The organism is Metabacillus schmidteae, from assembly GCF_903166545.1.
Taxonomy (GTDB): domain Bacteria; phylum Bacillota; class Bacilli; order Bacillales; family Bacillaceae; genus Metabacillus; species Metabacillus schmidteae.
The window spans coordinates 1-16,364 of the sequence record NZ_CAESCH010000003.1; the positions used below are offsets into that span (position 1 = coordinate 1).

At 29.9% G+C, this 16,364-nt stretch carries 24 protein-coding genes; 21 read left to right on the plus strand and 3 right to left on the minus strand.

Annotated elements, in window-relative coordinates:
- The first annotated feature begins 763 nt into the window (after positions 1 to 763).
- The 3 genes from HWV59_RS25530 to HWV59_RS25540 all read left to right on the plus strand — a co-directional run bounded on the left by HWV59_RS25530 (position 764) and on the right by HWV59_RS25540 (position 3,017).
- Positions 764 to 1,048, plus strand: a complete 285-nt coding sequence (locus HWV59_RS25530; protein ID WP_102232131.1) for a hypothetical protein — start codon at positions 764 to 766, stop codon at positions 1,046 to 1,048.
- 849 nt (positions 1,049 to 1,897) lie between these two features.
- Entirely contained in the window at positions 1,898 to 2,230 is a 333-nt protein-coding gene (locus tag HWV59_RS25535; protein ID WP_102232129.1) for a YolD-like family protein, read from the plus strand.
- A 10-nt stretch (positions 2,231 to 2,240) separates the two neighbouring features.
- A complete protein-coding gene (locus HWV59_RS25540) occupies positions 2,241 to 3,017 on the plus strand; it encodes a hypothetical protein (protein WP_102232128.1) in 777 nt (258 codons plus the stop codon).
- Positions 3,018 to 3,171: 154 nt separating this feature from the next.
- Here HWV59_RS25540 and HWV59_RS25545 read toward each other — a convergent pair whose 3' ends face one another.
- From HWV59_RS25545 to HWV59_RS25555, 3 genes are all read right to left on the minus strand, one after another.
- Positions 3,172 to 3,432, minus strand: a complete 261-nt coding sequence (locus HWV59_RS25545; protein WP_102232127.1) for a hypothetical protein — start codon at positions 3,430 to 3,432, stop codon at positions 3,172 to 3,174.
- 517 nt (positions 3,433 to 3,949) lie between these two features.
- Entirely contained in the window at positions 3,950 to 4,330 is a 381-nt protein-coding gene (locus HWV59_RS25550; protein ID WP_102232126.1) for a hypothetical protein, read from the minus strand.
- A 188-nt stretch (positions 4,331 to 4,518) separates the two neighbouring features.
- On the minus strand, positions 4,519 to 5,703 hold the full coding sequence (locus HWV59_RS25555) for a tyrosine-type recombinase/integrase (RefSeq protein WP_175640758.1): 1,185 nt from the start codon (positions 5,701 to 5,703) through the stop codon (positions 4,519 to 4,521).
- 355 nt (positions 5,704 to 6,058) lie between these two features.
- On the opposite strand from HWV59_RS25555, the gene HWV59_RS25560 reads away from it, so the two are divergent.
- From HWV59_RS25560 to HWV59_RS25645, 18 genes are all read left to right on the plus strand, one after another.
- Complete coding sequence (locus tag HWV59_RS25560) at positions 6,059 to 6,649, plus strand: hypothetical protein (protein WP_102232124.1); 591 nt, start codon at positions 6,059 to 6,061, stop codon at positions 6,647 to 6,649.
- Between the two features lie 65 nt (positions 6,650 to 6,714).
- Positions 6,715 to 7,026 (plus strand): hypothetical protein, encoded by a 312-nt coding sequence (locus tag HWV59_RS25565; protein WP_102232123.1) that lies wholly within the window; start codon positions 6,715 to 6,717, stop codon positions 7,024 to 7,026.
- Between the two features lie 176 nt (positions 7,027 to 7,202).
- The gene (locus HWV59_RS25570; protein ID WP_102232122.1) at positions 7,203 to 7,424 is read left to right on the plus strand and encodes a helix-turn-helix domain-containing protein; all 222 of its coding nucleotides are present in this window, start codon (positions 7,203 to 7,205) and stop codon (positions 7,422 to 7,424) included.
- 38 nt (positions 7,425 to 7,462) lie between these two features.
- Positions 7,463 to 8,431, plus strand: a complete 969-nt coding sequence (locus HWV59_RS25575) for a DNA adenine methylase (RefSeq protein ID WP_102232121.1) — start codon at positions 7,463 to 7,465, stop codon at positions 8,429 to 8,431.
- Positions 8,432 to 8,979: 548 nt separating this feature from the next.
- Positions 8,980 to 9,192, plus strand: coding sequence for a hypothetical protein (locus tag HWV59_RS25580; RefSeq protein ID WP_102232120.1), 213 nt, complete (start codon positions 8,980 to 8,982; stop codon positions 9,190 to 9,192).
- 52 nt (positions 9,193 to 9,244) lie between these two features.
- Positions 9,245 to 9,544, plus strand: coding sequence for a hypothetical protein (locus HWV59_RS25585; RefSeq protein WP_102232119.1), 300 nt, complete (start codon positions 9,245 to 9,247; stop codon positions 9,542 to 9,544).
- A gap of 49 nt (positions 9,545 to 9,593) precedes the next feature.
- Positions 9,594 to 9,797 carry a helix-turn-helix domain-containing protein gene (locus HWV59_RS25590; protein WP_102232118.1) on the plus strand — a complete coding sequence of 68 codons (204 nt, stop codon included), beginning with the start codon at positions 9,594 to 9,596 and terminating at the stop codon, positions 9,795 to 9,797.
- A gap of 125 nt (positions 9,798 to 9,922) precedes the next feature.
- The gene (locus HWV59_RS25595; RefSeq protein ID WP_175640759.1) at positions 9,923 to 10,072 is read left to right on the plus strand and encodes a hypothetical protein; all 150 of its coding nucleotides are present in this window, start codon (positions 9,923 to 9,925) and stop codon (positions 10,070 to 10,072) included.
- A 100-nt stretch (positions 10,073 to 10,172) separates the two neighbouring features.
- Positions 10,173 to 10,406, plus strand: coding sequence for a hypothetical protein (locus HWV59_RS25600; protein WP_102232117.1), 234 nt, complete (start codon positions 10,173 to 10,175; stop codon positions 10,404 to 10,406).
- 267 nt (positions 10,407 to 10,673) lie between these two features.
- Entirely contained in the window at positions 10,674 to 10,859 is a 186-nt protein-coding gene (locus HWV59_RS25605) for a hypothetical protein (protein ID WP_102232116.1), read from the plus strand.
- Positions 10,860 to 11,152: 293 nt separating this feature from the next.
- A complete protein-coding gene (locus HWV59_RS25610; RefSeq protein WP_142385647.1) occupies positions 11,153 to 12,193 on the plus strand; it encodes a helix-turn-helix domain-containing protein in 1,041 nt (346 codons plus the stop codon).
- Between the two features lie 207 nt (positions 12,194 to 12,400).
- Positions 12,401 to 12,673, plus strand: a complete 273-nt coding sequence (locus tag HWV59_RS25615; protein WP_102232114.1) for a hypothetical protein — start codon at positions 12,401 to 12,403, stop codon at positions 12,671 to 12,673.
- 14 nt (positions 12,674 to 12,687) lie between these two features.
- Positions 12,688 to 12,918: an RNA chaperone Hfq gene (gene hfq / locus HWV59_RS25620; RefSeq protein ID WP_102232113.1), complete on the plus strand. Its 231-nt coding sequence runs from the start codon at positions 12,688 to 12,690 to the stop codon at positions 12,916 to 12,918.
- A gap of 182 nt (positions 12,919 to 13,100) precedes the next feature.
- The gene (locus tag HWV59_RS25625; protein WP_102232112.1) at positions 13,101 to 14,090 is read left to right on the plus strand and encodes a coiled-coil domain-containing protein; all 990 of its coding nucleotides are present in this window, start codon (positions 13,101 to 13,103) and stop codon (positions 14,088 to 14,090) included.
- 189 nt (positions 14,091 to 14,279) lie between these two features.
- Positions 14,280 to 14,897 (plus strand): Holliday junction resolvase RecU, encoded by a 618-nt coding sequence (recU, locus tag HWV59_RS25630; protein WP_268921792.1) that lies wholly within the window; start codon positions 14,280 to 14,282, stop codon positions 14,895 to 14,897.
- Positions 14,898 to 15,301: 404 nt separating this feature from the next.
- A complete protein-coding gene (locus HWV59_RS25635) occupies positions 15,302 to 15,523 on the plus strand; it encodes a helix-turn-helix domain-containing protein (RefSeq protein ID WP_175640760.1) in 222 nt (73 codons plus the stop codon).
- A 55-nt stretch (positions 15,524 to 15,578) separates the two neighbouring features.
- Positions 15,579 to 15,878: a hypothetical protein gene (locus HWV59_RS25640; protein ID WP_102232110.1), complete on the plus strand. Its 300-nt coding sequence runs from the start codon at positions 15,579 to 15,581 to the stop codon at positions 15,876 to 15,878.
- Positions 15,879 to 16,056: 178 nt separating this feature from the next.
- Complete coding sequence (locus HWV59_RS25645; protein WP_102232109.1) at positions 16,057 to 16,359, plus strand: hypothetical protein; 303 nt, start codon at positions 16,057 to 16,059, stop codon at positions 16,357 to 16,359.
- Positions 16,360 to 16,364: the final 5 nt, after the last annotated feature.

The window sequence follows — 16,364 nt, forward strand, 5'->3', positions numbered from 1 at the left end:
TCGTATCAAGGAGAGAGTTATCGCTTAACGAATGCATTATCTAAAAGAAAATAAAGAAAAGTAATTCGGGTGACAAACCTCTGTACTTTTCTTTGCATTTTTCTGCACTTTTCTATTGCAAAATACAACAAGCAAGCTAATAAATAAATGTGATGAAAAAGGAGTTGAATTTACAGACATTGAAGTATCGGCTATTTCAAGAGTTGGTCATGCAGAATCAATAAAAGATTTGTCTTGGTTAGTTATTGATCAAATAGAACGCATTTTTGATAAATATAAAATTCGTTAATACATAATTCGCTTAGAGAATCGAAGAAAATATCGACATAAAGGAGTTATTATTTTGAGTGGATTTATAAATAAATTCTTTAGTTTATCAAAAGAAATGTTTTATCCTGATTCCTTTTCTAATAGTTATAGGGGTTGCGATTTCCGTAGTTATTCTGATTATGGTCTTAAAATATTTCACAAACAATCGCATAGCTTACATATTATTTATAATAGTTTTTAGGAGTGGTAAGTGGTATAGCTGCTATAGGATTAAATATATAAACAAATTTTGACTATGCTGATTAATTCTTAATTTGCTTTTCGCTTAAAAGGAGTTGCTTAATTTGGATGGAAAAGAAGTGGTTATTCTAGTTTCGGCATTTGTTTTATTTAACTTATTATTTTTTTGTTTTTTAGATTTATTGGGATATGTTTAATAAAATTATTTTCTTAATACGAAGTTCGCATAAAGAATTTAGAAAGAGGTAGAAAAATGTTTAGGAATTATAAAGATTCAATATTTTCATTAATATTAGTACCACTAGCGCTCGCGTTAACAGTAGTTTTTATATATCTTATAATACATGTTGATACACAACATGTAACAATACCAGATTGGTACAAGCCACAACTTCTTGAACCTGCACCAATAGATGATTTCATTCAATATTGGAAAGATAAGTCTTTCAGGTATGGAGTTAATACATTTGCAATCACATTTGGTTTTATACTACCGATTTATTTTATTAAAAGAAAGATAAAAATAAAAGTAAAGTAAGTTCGTAGTATGTTCTTTTATGTTATGGATCTTTATTGCAGGTTCGATTTTTCAGTTGGTTTGGTACACGACGATTAAGAAAAAGAAAATAGAGTTAAAATTACAAACTAGAGGTGTATTAAATGAAGATTTTCATTAACAAAGTGCATGGAATTGACAAAAGATGAATTGGCCGTTTGTTTTAGGTTCGATAGGTTTAGTTATATTGTTTATTTATTACAGATTTTATTCTGGTGCTATTGACCGACAAGTTGAGACTATTTATGAATACTTTAACGAACGTAATATAGAAGTTCTATATGTTGATTTTAATCCTCTTAAAAATAGAAGTTTAACCAAAACATATAGTGTACTCACTAGAGATGGTGAATATTTAATTATTATAAAAAGGCTTCAAATACTTATAGTTCAAAGTGGAAATAGTCGGTGAGAATCTTCTTTTATAGCCTATATTGGCTTAATGACAAGGTTCTTGCTGTAGACCGCAAAGTAAAGTATCCAAGAGCACTCTATAGTTATGGTAAAAGTATTTGGTAATACTTTTGGACATCTGTTTTGGTAATTATAGAATTCAATAACAATCATTCAATTGCTAAATGGACTAAGTAGTTACAAAAACCGTGGTTATTGGTAATAGCCCAAACTTTTACTTTGCTCTTGGTTACAAGTACGCCTGGTATTAGTATTAGTTCAAGGAAGTACTTTGCGGTTCGTAGCAGCAACCCTGTCACTAAGCCTATATTAAAAGAGTCTCTTTATAACAGAACTAACGTTCTGTTATAATTATTATGACGATTACTCATTTTTGTCCTGGCATAGTCAGGACTTTTTTATAGGGGGAGCAGCAATATGTTAAGAGACAGAGGTAAACAAAAGAAATGGCAAGGCTTCTTTATGACAGAGCATACATCAATGCTTAAAGAGTTAGAACATGATCTTCTTAAGCAACCACGCCCTCAAATTGATGAAACACAGATAGAAGAGTTTGAAAATTTGATACAGCAGAGTATAGAATATAAGAAACTATTATTGGTAACAATTTGGAAAGATGGTTATATAAATAAAAGAGCTGGGATTGTAAAAAAGATAAATCCTATTGCAAAGTCTATCTTATTTGAGGATGAATTAGGTAGTAGATTTAACGTTGATTTTTATTCAATTATTAATGTAGAGATTGTTTAAGGGGGATATTATGGTTAATCAAAACCAAGAGACTAGAGAAATGCATATCGCAAGAAAAAGAAACATACTTGTTTTTTCAGCATCAATAATAGAATGCATATTAATAGCTATCTTTGGTATCATTTTTTTACCAATCATAACTTACTTTATTCCAGCATGGTATCTAATCATTCCGCTAATTAGTTATGTAATTTATAGGTTATTTCAAATTAATAAAACATACTTCATAGAGTCAATAACTCAAGAAAAATATAAGGAAATTAGAGATAGGAAATTGATACACTATACAAATAAAATTACAGATAAAGATTATCAATCCTACTTAGAAACTGGACTGATAAAATTAACAGGTTCTAATAGAGCTGCGTCTAACTATGTAATGAGATTTAAAGATAAAAAACAAAAATTTGTTTGGTTCCATTTGGAAGATAGACAAAATACACATGAACCGGAGTTTTTATCGTTTATATTCTCCCATGGTCATGAGTCAACCAAACGTAAATACAAGGTCATCGTAGATCCAAAAGAAATAGATATTAATAGAATATTTTTTAGAAGGGATAATGGAAATATTATCGTAAAAGATGATTTGGAAATCCCCGCAAAGATAGAAACCGTTTTTCGTTGGTATGATGATAAGTTATACATAAAACATCTTATTGCGGGTGTAATATTAACACCGTTCAGAGTATATACATACTGTTATTCATTTCATCAACTTATAGGTAAGGTTATTGACCTCATGTTAGAAAGTCGAGATTTGATATATAGAAGAAGATTAAGATGATACAGTAATTTAATAGTTAATTCCATCTTTAAAACTACTTTGGGAGTAATTACTGCATCCTCTATTTCTTTTGGTGTTTCTTTAGGTTTGGGATTGTTGAATATCACCGTACTAAGAATATTGAATAGATAAACTCACTTATGGTCTAATTATTTTAATTAGTATACTGTCTAAATAACTCCTCGGATTCGCTAGATCTTATAAACTCCAGTATTTTTGACAATTCCCAATTGGAATTGTCTATCTTACCTTGCTCCTTAAATGTGTAATACATTTCTTCTAACATTTGAATACTAAAATTACTAGTGAATATAGTTAATTTACCTACTCGTTTGTTTAAGACTTCTAATAAATATCCTATTTCTCTATGTGTCGTTCCTAAGTCATCTAAAACAAGACAGTCAACCCTCTCCATATATTCTCTTAGCTCTCCACTCATAGGAGTAGCTGTTGTTTTAAAATAAAGTTTGGTCGTTTATAAGAAAGTTGCACCGTTTTGAAAAAAGATTGATCAAAATAAGGGATTAATTACTCGTGAAATGCTGATTTAACAATGTTTATAGTATTTTTTGATCAAACTTTCTTATAAAAACTGACTTGCTCCATTAAGGAGTGAAGAGTGTTTTGATCGATCTTTTTTATAAAATGCAATGTGCCTTTAATCTTCCTAATTCTTCAAACCAACTTTTATCATTGGTTTCTAATGCTAAAAGTTGAAGATTATGAATTGCATCATTTTCTAACTGAAATTTAACTGGAGATATGTCGTCTTTTGTGTAAACCTTACTGTTTCTGTAACCAAATTTAACCTTTATAGATGTTTCAGTATGGTTTTTATAAACGATAAAACCGACTTGATTTTTAGCTAAAACTCATTCGCCAATGTTCATGATTATCCCTCCTACACAAATATGAAAAATGATCAATCTTTTTTATAAAGAAACAGTAGCTGGTGTATAAATATATAAAGCAGACTTATCTTGTTCCAAATAATAATTACATGCAGCTGAAGCTAGAAATGATTTACCAGTACTTAAATTTCCATGAAGGTAAATCCAATTGTTATTATCCATAGCATCATAGAGTTTACCCGCTGCACGTACCCTAGAAAAATCATCAGTTCTTAAATAAAAGTCATCTAATTTTGCCTTTCTTAAATCATCATTGATATTACTGTATTTAGAATATATTTCTCTAGGTTGAATCACCTTTAGATTCAGTTCTCTTTTAATTGTTTTTAATAAATGTGACCCAAAAGTTTCATCTGACTTTGCACGTTCAGCACACTCAATTGCAACGTTAGAAAATTCCAAATCTTCAAACTCATGATAACTTATTATGAATAAGGTATATCTCCTCAATCTTAGCGAGGACATAGTCCGTAAGCTTTGGATTAGGATATTCCGTATGTAATAAGTAGTTTTTCAACCCCAAAGGAAGGTTTAAATTTTCTATATTCATCTCTACACCTCAATTTTATAATAGTAAGTATACATCAGTGCTAGATATATTCTGCAAGATCACCTTTATCCCACATATGAGTAGCGTGATTATCTTTTTCGAATTCCTTCTGCAGATAGATTTTTGTTGTTTCAATTGATTCATGGCCAAGAGATCTCATTATTTTGTATATATCAGCACCACTATTATAAGAAATGATTGAAAATGCATGACGATAGGTATGAGGACCGATTGGGTTTGATCTTTTCTTTATAAATTCAAGACTGGTTCTTGTAATTGCCTTATTTAAGTATTGGGACAAGTAAGAAGGTGTATATGCTTTTAAACTAGATGTAACAAATAAAGAATTTTTATCAGATGAATCAAGATTAGTTTCCAATCCTCTCATTCTTCTAAATTCTACAATACTTTGAAAAACTTTAGGTTTGATAGGTACTGTTCTTTTCTTATTTCCCTTACCATCTACTAGTAGATAATATTCAGATCGCCCTTGATCATAAGTTAAGTCACATATCCTCGCTTTGCAAAACTCACTATTTCTTATTCCTGTTGTAACAAGTACATGTATGATCCCATATATAATAGGATGTTTTTCATCTTTGAAAAACTTAAGGATTTGAATTACTTCATTTGCACCCAGGTCTTTGTTTGGTCTCTCATCAATACTCACTGTAGCTGTTCCCATCTCAGTATGGATAGGTTCAATTAGATATCTCTTTTCATATAAAAAAGATAGAAAATCTTTTATAATCGCATTTTTTCGAGAGATAGTTGCTGGTGAATATGACTCTTTTCCAACTAATTTTGGAGCTTTCTTGACCATCCATACTTGATAAAGGCTCAAATGCCTTGGTTCCAAGCTTTTAAATAGCGACCCTTCATAAATTTCATTAATATCTATTCCAATATCAGCTGCATATTGGGCAATATTCTTTGCAAAATGTAAAAGCTCTCTTAAATATTCTTTTCGTGTATTATCTTTACGATTTTTGTTTTCGTCTATATTTTTTTGCTCATGTACATAATAGTAGAGAATTTCATAATCATTGAAATCGTGAAATTTTTCCTCCTTATTCTTTTCTGCTAGATGGATCTTTTTTCTTAGAAGAGGATAGAATGATTTATCCTTCATCTGAAGGACTAACTCTGATATGGTTTTTGCATTTGAGTTTAAAAAAATATTAGTTTTATCTTCATTTATTAAAACTGAATTACCTCGAACCAATCTATTAACACCCCACTTAGTCATTATCTATTATATTCAAACATCTTTACAACTAACTCTATTATCGAAGTTATAACTATAAATACCAATATTTATCTATTTATTTTAATTTTATCTTTTTGATTTTTACAAGACAACTAAAAAAATAGAATATTTGTTTATATACATAATATAAACTAAAATATTTTTAAATTATAACTATATGTACATGAAGTTATAATTATATTGTAATTTTATATATGTATAGTTATAATTAGACTATAAGTTATAAATTCGCTTTTGAACGAGTTGTTCGTGAAGGGTGTTTTTATAATAAAAAACTTTTAGAGTAACTTTTAGAAAGGGTGTTCTACTAATGTCAACAAAAACAGTTTCATTAACACTATCACCAATCCAAGTAAAGGTAAGTACTAATAGTAAAATGTCAGATCATGATATTTTAGAACTTGCTAAAAAAGAAGCATTGAAACAAATGAAAGAAAAATTCCCAAAGATAACTTACTCAATTGCAGATGGAAATGTATTGAGCTTGGAAACAGCAAAGATCGGTCAGATTATCTTACATAATGAGAATTTAGGTGTTATCACTAATATCAAATCTCGTAATAAATACCCAATTAACATCGCACTTGAAAATAACGAGAGGTTAAAGGTTATCCCTATAGCAATTAGTAAAGTTGATGATGAATCAGCGATAAATAAAATTATGAACCCTCAACCAGAATGGCAAAAAGCAGACAATCTTTGGTATGAAGGTGATTGCGCATATTTAGTTGCAAAAGATCAGATTATACCAGTTGTTTATGGAGGAGCTAAAAAAACGAAATATAGATTTTACATAGTTAGCACACAGGCTCAATCACACTATTATGACTTAACACAAGCACAACTACGATTGGTATTTGATACAAAGGAAGAAGCTGAATTGTCACTAAATAGTAAGTAGTGATAGAGAATGGCTTAGAGTTCTAAGCCATTCCATTCATCTAAAATTAGATGTAGGAGGATGTTATGAGGAAGCTACATATAAGTGAAATGGAAGAAGGTAAGATATATATAATTAAATCGTATGGTAGTTCAGAATATTCTCTAGTGAAAAAGCAGGAAGAAGAGATCGAGGTTATCTACTGCGGAGGAGAATTTAATCAACCTCAGACAGTCAAGTTCAAAATAGAGGTTATTCACCTCATTGAAGGTTATGAGTCTTTAACACTAGAGGAATTAACTATTGATATGTTAGATGAAGTTTCTGTTTCTATTTATAATATCTACATGTCAAATAATGTATCAAGTGATTTATCAGGAAAAATTAGCGTTATATAAAAAGAGAAATTTCTAAGAAAAGATATATATTAGTTTAATTGATGATGATGAGATAAAGATAAAGAGATAACAGTGAAATAGCTAATTGCATGAAGTTATTTTATATAAATTTAAAAGTTATAAGTTACTATATGTAGGTTTGAATAAACGATATAATTATAAAAGGAGAAATTCACATGCATTTAAACATAATAGGAAAAGATTTGAAATTATTTAGAGAAGAAAATAATTTAACCATTAAAGAGTTTGCCAAAATTACAAATTTAGATTTCAAAAAGTATAAGAGGATTGAAGGGAGTATTAAGAAGGTTGACTTAATTACCTTAAGCCATATTTTAAGCACATTTAAAATAGAAGGAAAAAGTTTATCAAGATTAGCTACCAATAATAATCATTAGGAGTATTAACTTATGCTTGTGCAGAGTGGGGGGAGAATATGTTTAATTGCCAATTTTGTGGTTTGGTTGATAACTGTTATATTCAATTAGATAAGTATAAACGAGGATTTTGGTGTGAGATATGCGATGGATACTCCTACTTGGAAGCAGATTCCGAGAAACATAGATTCACACTTATCTTAGAAGATAAATATAGAGAAAAGAAATCATATAATCCCCCAGCTGTAAAGTTGAGTAAGAGATTATCTCCTTATAGGTATCCAGGTGGGAAATCGAAAATAATAAATTTTCTTTTTATGCATCTACGAGAAGCGAAGACAAGCGAACTTATTTCTCCATTTACTGGTGGAGGTAGTTTTGAATTAGCAATGTTGGATGCAGGGGTTGTTGAGAAGCTTCACCTTAATGACATAGACACTGGAGTCTATTCACTTTGGTGGGTATTAAAACATATGCCCTATGTTCTAATTGACCGAATAAAGTCAATACAACCTAACCATAAAGATTATTTTAATGCACAATCCATAATTAAATCAGATTATATCGGTGTTGATCTGATTGAAGCAGCCTGGTCCTCATTATTAGTAAATAGATTAGCGTACAGTGGAGTAGCAAAGGCAAACCCACTTGGTGGTAAAAACGGAAAAACGCATGATTTACTGTCCAGATGGAATCCTGTTGAGCTTATTAGAAGAATCGAGAAGATACATTCAATGAGTGATCGAATTGAGATAACCCGAGAAAATGCAGTGGAATTAATTGAAGAATCATATTGGAATGATACGGCCACCATTTTTATCGATCCGCCTTATGTCATAAAGGGCAAAGACTTGTACCATTGTTATTACACAGAAAAGGATCACATAGAATTATCCTTTCTTTTAGATACACTTCATTTTGGATTCCCCGGAGCCGATATTCTAGTAACCTATGATTACAATGACTTAATAAACAATATATATACATATCCCGATAAAGAGATTATAGGTAGAACGTATTCAGCATAAATCCACTGAGGTTCTGGTCATTAAAGATTATATATTAAAGCTTTTGAAAGGCGAACTTATGTTAGACATAGCAACATGAAAAGAAGGTGAAATTATAGACATTTTATTATTGATATTTTCTTTATTTATATTTTCTATAGTAGTTATGATTTTTACTTTAGTGCTGTATTTGAGAACCAGGGAGATAAGTAATATAGAGCTATTTCGCTTTATTGGTGCAATTATCTGTTTCTGCACTACAGGTATATGGTTGATCATGAAGGAAACTGTTGAAACCACCTTTAATAATGGTATTTCTTTACTTAATAACATTTTGGGAATTTCTTTAAATCAACTTATTACTTGGATTTTGTTTTTTATTATCGTTCTAGTATTTATGAGAGTTTTTAAAAGATAATTAGTTTTTCACTTTGAGAAGTAAGCATAAAAAGGCATATAAAGAGATTTTCATAATGATTATTAACATTACTATTCTGTAGTTATGGTTTTGTTTAATGGAATTGATGTGAAATAAGTATCGACGAATAGCGAAGTAAAGAGGTGTCCTTATGGAGATACCAAAGTACATTCAAGACAGTCTTGAAAAATCTTCAAAAGCATTTGAGAAGGCGAGAAAACACGAAAAAATAGTTAGAGATTGGCTTGTTGATAAAGGCTTTGAAAATGATGAATCGGTTAACGATAGTTGGATTGATAACATTGAATATGGTCATGGACTTCATAAAAATTTTATTGAGTTTTTAAAGCATCATAGTTCGTAATTCGCTAAGAGTATCGAACAAATAGCGACACAAAGAAAGGGAGTGGATTTAGTTGAAAAAACGTCAAAAGAAAAAGAATAAGAAAAAGTATTTACCTATCATTGCAGATGAATTTAATTTAACAACAATGACAAGAGAAGAACTTGAACAAGCAAATAAAGATTACCAAGAATATAGAGAACGCTATGCCTTTCGTAAGAAATACAAGGATTTAAACGAAGGAAAATCACTATATCATTCTTTTCCAGTAGGACAAAAAGTTACTAATACTCTTAAAGAATTATCTTCTATTGCTAGAAGTGCAAGAAAAAGCTCTACAGTTACTCAAAGTATTGATGATTTCAAAAGTTAATGCGTAGTTCATATACAGACCTAAAAATTAATACAAGGAGGATTTTAAAATGATTAATGTTAAAGGTTATAATTTAAGGAATTTTAGGAAGAACAAAAACCTAACTATTCAAGAATTCGCAAATGAGATCGGCATAGAGGTTACTAAATATATCTCTTTTGAAGAAGGTTTAAAAAGAGTTGATGAAGATACATTAAGTAAGATTTATTCTACTTTTAACGTAAATGAAGATGAATTGATGAAAGAATCATAAGAAATTTTGTATAAAAAGAATCGTGAAGATGTCGCATTGTGTTACTGGTGCAATAAAAAACGTGAAAAAGCATTAAAAGTTAATGCATAGTTCGCTTTAAATAGAAAGGGAAGGAGAGTTATGTAATGGGAGGAGAAGTTATGTCTTTTTATGAAGTTTTGGCTCTTACAGTAATTTCTTTAATTATTTTTTGTGGAATTGGATATTTCTGTTACTTTTTTAGACTTGTTGATTTTGGGCTTGTTGTAATTGAGCTAGAGAAGCTTTTAAATTAATTCGTTGTTCAAGACCTAAAAACGAACATTATTTGGCGCTATTGAATTAAATTTGATACAAATTTGATGAAAAATGCGAATTAAAAAGGAGAGAGTTAAAATGTTTCCGGTTGATAAGAATAATATACAGGTCAAAAGGTATCGAGAACATTTAAAAGAACAAGTAGAGAGATACAGAAATATAGGGAAAACAGAAGACGACATTATATATTGGATAGAAAATGTATTAGATAAAGAAAAAGGAATGAGTGTGTCGAATAATTTTGATTCAACGCACGAATTAGCAAACTTTTTGAATCTACCTGTTTCAAAGTTTAATGTTTTTTGGATGTGAAAAATTAACTAAGTACTTCGCTTTTCGCAAAAAAATTGATGGAAATAGAGAAGTAAGGAGGGAGATAGATGTTCCCGATGTTTGTAGGCGATAAAAGAGTAATGGTATTAAGTTATAAACCTACTGTCAACGATCTGATTAGGGATGATGATACTTATAAATGGTATAAAGTTTTGAAAATTGATGGCAGGAAAGTTTATTCTCGCAGAACAATAGACCCAAGATTCTTAGGATTATAAGGATGGATATTCCGAAGGAGGAAAAGTGATGAAACAGATTATTAATTCTTTAAATAAAAATGATAAAGTTTCGATAGTATATGGAGAAAATGAAGATATTTTTGAAGGTTATGTAGATTCAATTACAGATGATTATCTAATAATTCATGAATATGTTTCTGTTATTTATAGAACGTTGAATCAAGATCAGATAATAGAGATACAAAAGATTTAATGCGTATTTCAAGGAAACTGTGCATTTGATGGAAATTGTGAATTAAGAAGAAGGTAGTCATAAAATATCACCTCCTTTAATTATATGTTGTTGATCTTCAGAAACAAATAGTGATCGAAAAATCAGTAGTTTTGAGATGAAAATCATAATTGACTCTTATAGTTCATGAAATCTATATAGACTTAGTAAAAGTCTGGAATGAAAGAGAATTAGATATGTTAAAAGCAATCTACTAAACAAAGGTGTGAAAAATTGTGAAAAGATGTATCGGTTGCCACAATGAATTCGAATATATGGCAGATAAAGAAGCTCAATTATGTGAGTCATGCGCAGACAAGGCTTTGCAAAGTAATAATGAGACACAAAATGGTTATGTTTCTACCAGCGATGCTGCCAAAATATTAGGTGTATCAACCCAAACTATATATAAGTATGAAAAAGAAAACAAACTAACATCATTATATGATCATAAATGGCGGATGAGGAAGACAAAGCTTTTTAAGTTAGATGAAGTAGAACAACTTAAAAAGGAATTTAATAAGCCGGGATTAACCACTGGAGAAGCAGCTGAACGTGTCGGTGTTACTTCGGCTACAATTCTAACTTATATAAAAGAAGGGAAGATACCTGCAACAATTGAACGCTATAAAGGTAAAGACCTGTATTTTATTACTGAAGAGGATATTGAAGATTTTATTTCGTCTAAAGAATTTCAATCTCAAGAAAGAAAAAAAGAACGAAAACAATTTTACGATAAAGATACAGGTCATATACTATTTCAATCTTTTACTTTTAATGATGGACAATTCGGAAGAATACTTGAATTAAAAGGAGAATACAGCAAGGTTGTAACAAAAGATGGTGAAGCCTTTACTCTTCGAGAAGCAATAGAGCTAGGAGCTACTCCAAATTATAAAATAGATGAAAAACCTTATAGCACAAAAAGAGGTTATGCTAAATTTAGATTTATAAAACCTCATAGTGTGCAATCAGATATATATGAAATTATAGAGAATTTTTATAAATATGCTGGTCCTCAAAATATTCGTCTAACTTTAGAGGATGAATATATACAAATGGAAGTGAAACCTGTAGCTTTACCATTTTCACCTCAATCTCACCAGTCCGTTATAAATCTAATTGATCACTATTTAATAGAAGGGAAGATCCTTTCTGATATAGACAGCATATTTATAGAGAGTGATTTAGAGCCATTCATAATCCATATACCTTCTGAATTGAAAGAGTTTATACGAAAGGAAGCGTCATCCAGAAAAGTATCGATGGAAGAACTTGCAATTGAGGTATTTCGTGAATATTGGAAGTTAAACTAAAAAAATTTGTAAATTATGAGAGTCACAATGGCTTTAAAGAGAAAAAAATATAGGAATAGGTAAAGTTACAATGACCATTGTTAAAAGATGTGAATCTTGTAGGACAATAGAAAATCCCTTTGTTATATTGAAAAATTTGATGAGCTTAAAGATCACGAATTATTGTAATTATTACATTAAAGGTGAGACCTAAGAGAGGGGAAAACGATGACTCAAATTACTTTTTTTGATCCTCAAGTAGAGCCTGATAATAGGCTAGTTAAAGAGCAAAATAAACCTTTGAAACTAAATCAGCTGGTACAAGTAAAATTACCCATTGAGAGCAACACTAACCTTGAGGATTATTATTATATATTGCAATTTAAAAGCAAAAAAGGAAATATCTCATATATACATAACGGTAAGGTATTATCCTACAGTGTTTTGTTCGAAGGAAATAAAGAAGGTATCTTTTACCATGATGACTTAATATCTTTATAGAAGGGAGAATAGTGGTGAGAAATAAAAAAGTTAATATTCAAGATAGATTCTTAAATGAAATAAGGAAACATAAGGTACCAACAACTATTTATCTGCAAAGTGGCGTTCCAATAGAAGGAATAATTACTAATTATGATGGGTTTACAGTGACATTAGAGTCTAAGGGTAAACAACAACTTATATATAAGCACGCTATTTCTACATTTACCCCTTCTAAAAGAATAGATATTAATTTAAGTATTTAATACATTAGAACACCCAGCATTTCTTTTGCTGGGTGTAATTTTATTCATGTAATACGCATAATAAAATGTATTACATATAATATCCCCTCTTAATTAATGTTTTTTCATTATTTTAAAGAAGGATATAATTAAATAGTATAGAATTTAAGTAATACATAGTCAAAAACAAAGGGTGAAATGTAATGCAAAATGATGATTTAAATAAACAATCAGAAGAATCAGGTATTACACCAGAAAAAAGCAGTGACGAGACAAGAAATCGTAGTATTCGTTGGTCCGATGGTGTATATGAGGAAACGAGGAATGCTGCACAAACATCTGGTAAGTCATTAGAGGAATTTCAAAAGGAATTATTGGCCATGAGAGCAAGGATCTCATTAGAAGCAGATCAAGAATTTGGTTCTCAAATTAATATTGTAAATGAATTATTAACTCAACTTGGAGAACGGTTTTCATCCATTGTTACGCACGCTAATAGTAAAATCCAAATACAGGCTACAAATTATGAAAAATTAAAAGTTCGAAGTGATAGTCAAATTAATGAATTAAGTGATAAAATTGATGAACTTAATAAGAGTATTACTTCTCTTGAAAAAGAGAAAGAAAAGTTAGAAGAAGAGTCAAGAGCCGCAAGGATAGATAAATGGAGAACCGAAGAATCTTTAAAAAAACAACAAACTGACTATGATGAACGGATTAAGGAGTTAAAGGACTCTATCCACGACAAAGACACTAAAATAGCAGATAAAAACGAAAAAATTGATCAACTAGAAAATGAAATAAAATCAATGAGAAAATCAATTTCTTTAAACGAAGAACTTAGAAGTACTGTAGAATCTCTTCAACAAGAAATCCAACTCCAAAAAGAATCTCATAAACGTACTCTCAAAGATTTAAAAAGAGATCATGAAATTTCACTTAAAAATAAAGAATTAGAAATTCAAACATCCCTTCAAGATGCATTTAGACAAACATTAGAAGATAAATTAGAAGAATATGACCAAAAACGAGAAGTTTTAAGAACAGAGCTTCGCAAGACTTACGAGCAAGAATTGGAAAAAGAGCGTCAAAAAAGGGTTGAATTAGAACAAGAAATTAAATTGTTAAAAGAGGAAAATGAAAAACAAAACGGAAAACAAAATCCTAAAAATCAAAATGAACAAAATACTTAATCATTATAAATTTTTCTTAGTAAAAAGATCTTTGCTGTTATGCAAAGATCTTTTTTTGTGGAAGTAATATCTAGCACATTATTTAACCTTATAAATTCTTATATCCATATGACAATATAATTATGCACAAATCGTTCTATGAAAATAAATTCAGCATAATCATATACAAAAAAGGGGGAGGGATCTAAGTTGATAAAATATCCCACAGGAAAAAAATATACATCTCCAACTAGTTCCATCAAGAATAAGGTTTCCACTACGAGAAAAGAAAAGTTAAATTTCGGAAATCGAGGGATGGGATTGGAAGAAATTCTAAACCGAACTAATAATTATTATAATAATGTTGCAAAATGCGCTGTTATTCATAAAAAACCGACTCCTATTCAAATTGTTAAAGTGGACTATCCAGTTAGAAGTGCAGCTACAATCCGCGAAGCTTATTTTAAACAAGCCTCAACAACTGATTATAATGGTGTTTATAAAGGTAAATATATAGATTTTGAGGCGAAAGAAACTAAAAATAAAACTTCATTTCCGCTCTCTAACTTTCACGAGCACCAAGTGGAACATATGCGCCAGGTAAAAAGTCAAGGAGGTATTACATTTATTATTGTACAATTTACTGCAATTAAAGAATATTTTCTACTCGATGCAAAACATGTTATTTCGTATTGGGATGACCAATGTTATGGTGGACGAAAATCAATACCAAAGAGTTTTTTTGATGAAAAGGGCCATGAAGTTCTTCTAAAGATTACACCAGAACTAGATTACCTATCAGTGATCAACGATGTATATTTAGACTAATAATTAAAAATTAAATATTATAGTTAACCCGAATGGAGGTACGCACAATCTTTAAAGTGTGTACCTTTTTAATTCAAAGAAACTCAATAAAATGTAATCCACCCTGCAAACACTTAGCATAAAGTCTTTGCGAAGTGTTTGCAAAACTATATGCAGCTCTACACATAATAAGAACGTTCACCAAACACTTAGAATGAACGAGAAAAAACAACAAAATTTTATATAGGATTGCTATGAATCTATGAATCTCAGGACTTTTAAAACGCCCATCGTTATTCTTACGAGGAATAATAATATTCATGCTAGGAATAAAATTTTTTATGGTGCTTTTGATAAGTTAGTTTAAAAGTCTTTTCCTCTGTCCAAACTGATTACAAAAAATAAAGTTTGGGAGAGTGAGTTGGGTGTTTGGTTTAACTTCCACTAAAAAAACTAAATTTGGAAGATATCTAGATCGAAATGGTATAAAGCAAAGTTGGTTAGCTCAAAAAGCGAAGGTTTCTCAAGGATATATTAGTAAGCTAGCTAATGATCAAGAATTATATCCATCTATTCCTGTTGCAAAAAGAATCATTAAAGTATTAAAACAAAAAGATAGCTATATAGAATTCGATAAATTTTGGTAATAATCTTTGTGGTTCATTCATATATAGTATTAATACTATGAAGCGGGGGAAGACAATGTTTATTACTAGTCCAGTTGTTCTTAGTGACCGTATTTACAATAAAGAGGTCCCTTCAAGCCAAGTAAGAGAATTAGTAATTGAGGCAATATTTCATCCATTAGAAACGTATCAAGCTAAGATGTGTATCTATAAAAATATGGCTTTAAATGAAGAATGGAAAGTTAAATATCTAGCGATATATGTTCCTGAGAGTAATGGGTATCAAGAGATTACCTCCTTATATTCAGAATCAGTTATTAATGATATTATTCAATCTACATTGTTACAATTAGAAGAACTATCGGAAGTCGCATAAATAAAGAAAAAGCTAATATTCCCCTATAAGTATGTGCTATAATAATCTATGTTACAGGCAATAATACAATTTAGTACAATTTAAATATATGAATGGGAGCACCCCACAAGAATAATGGAAGATCTTTATCTTTCAATATTCCTGTGGGTTTTTTTATTTACAAAGGAGTTGATTTTTATTGAATAACATTGAAAAAGAAGTCCTTCTAAAGAAGAGAAAAGAAAAGATTGATAAAGTGATAAATCATAGAGTAGAAGGAGAAGGTTTTATAAATGAACCTTCTTCTATGTGGAAAGAAATCATTTTGTATAACTATAACAAAGTCTGCAGAGACGAGATCTCTATAGATCAGCTTATAAATATGATGGAAAACAAAGGCGTTACTTTCAACCAAGATAAATCCTTAATTCGATATCCTGTTATCCAGTGTATTGAATACATTTCTAAATTATCTAATACAAAATTCACTTTGAAAGGGTAGGTTAT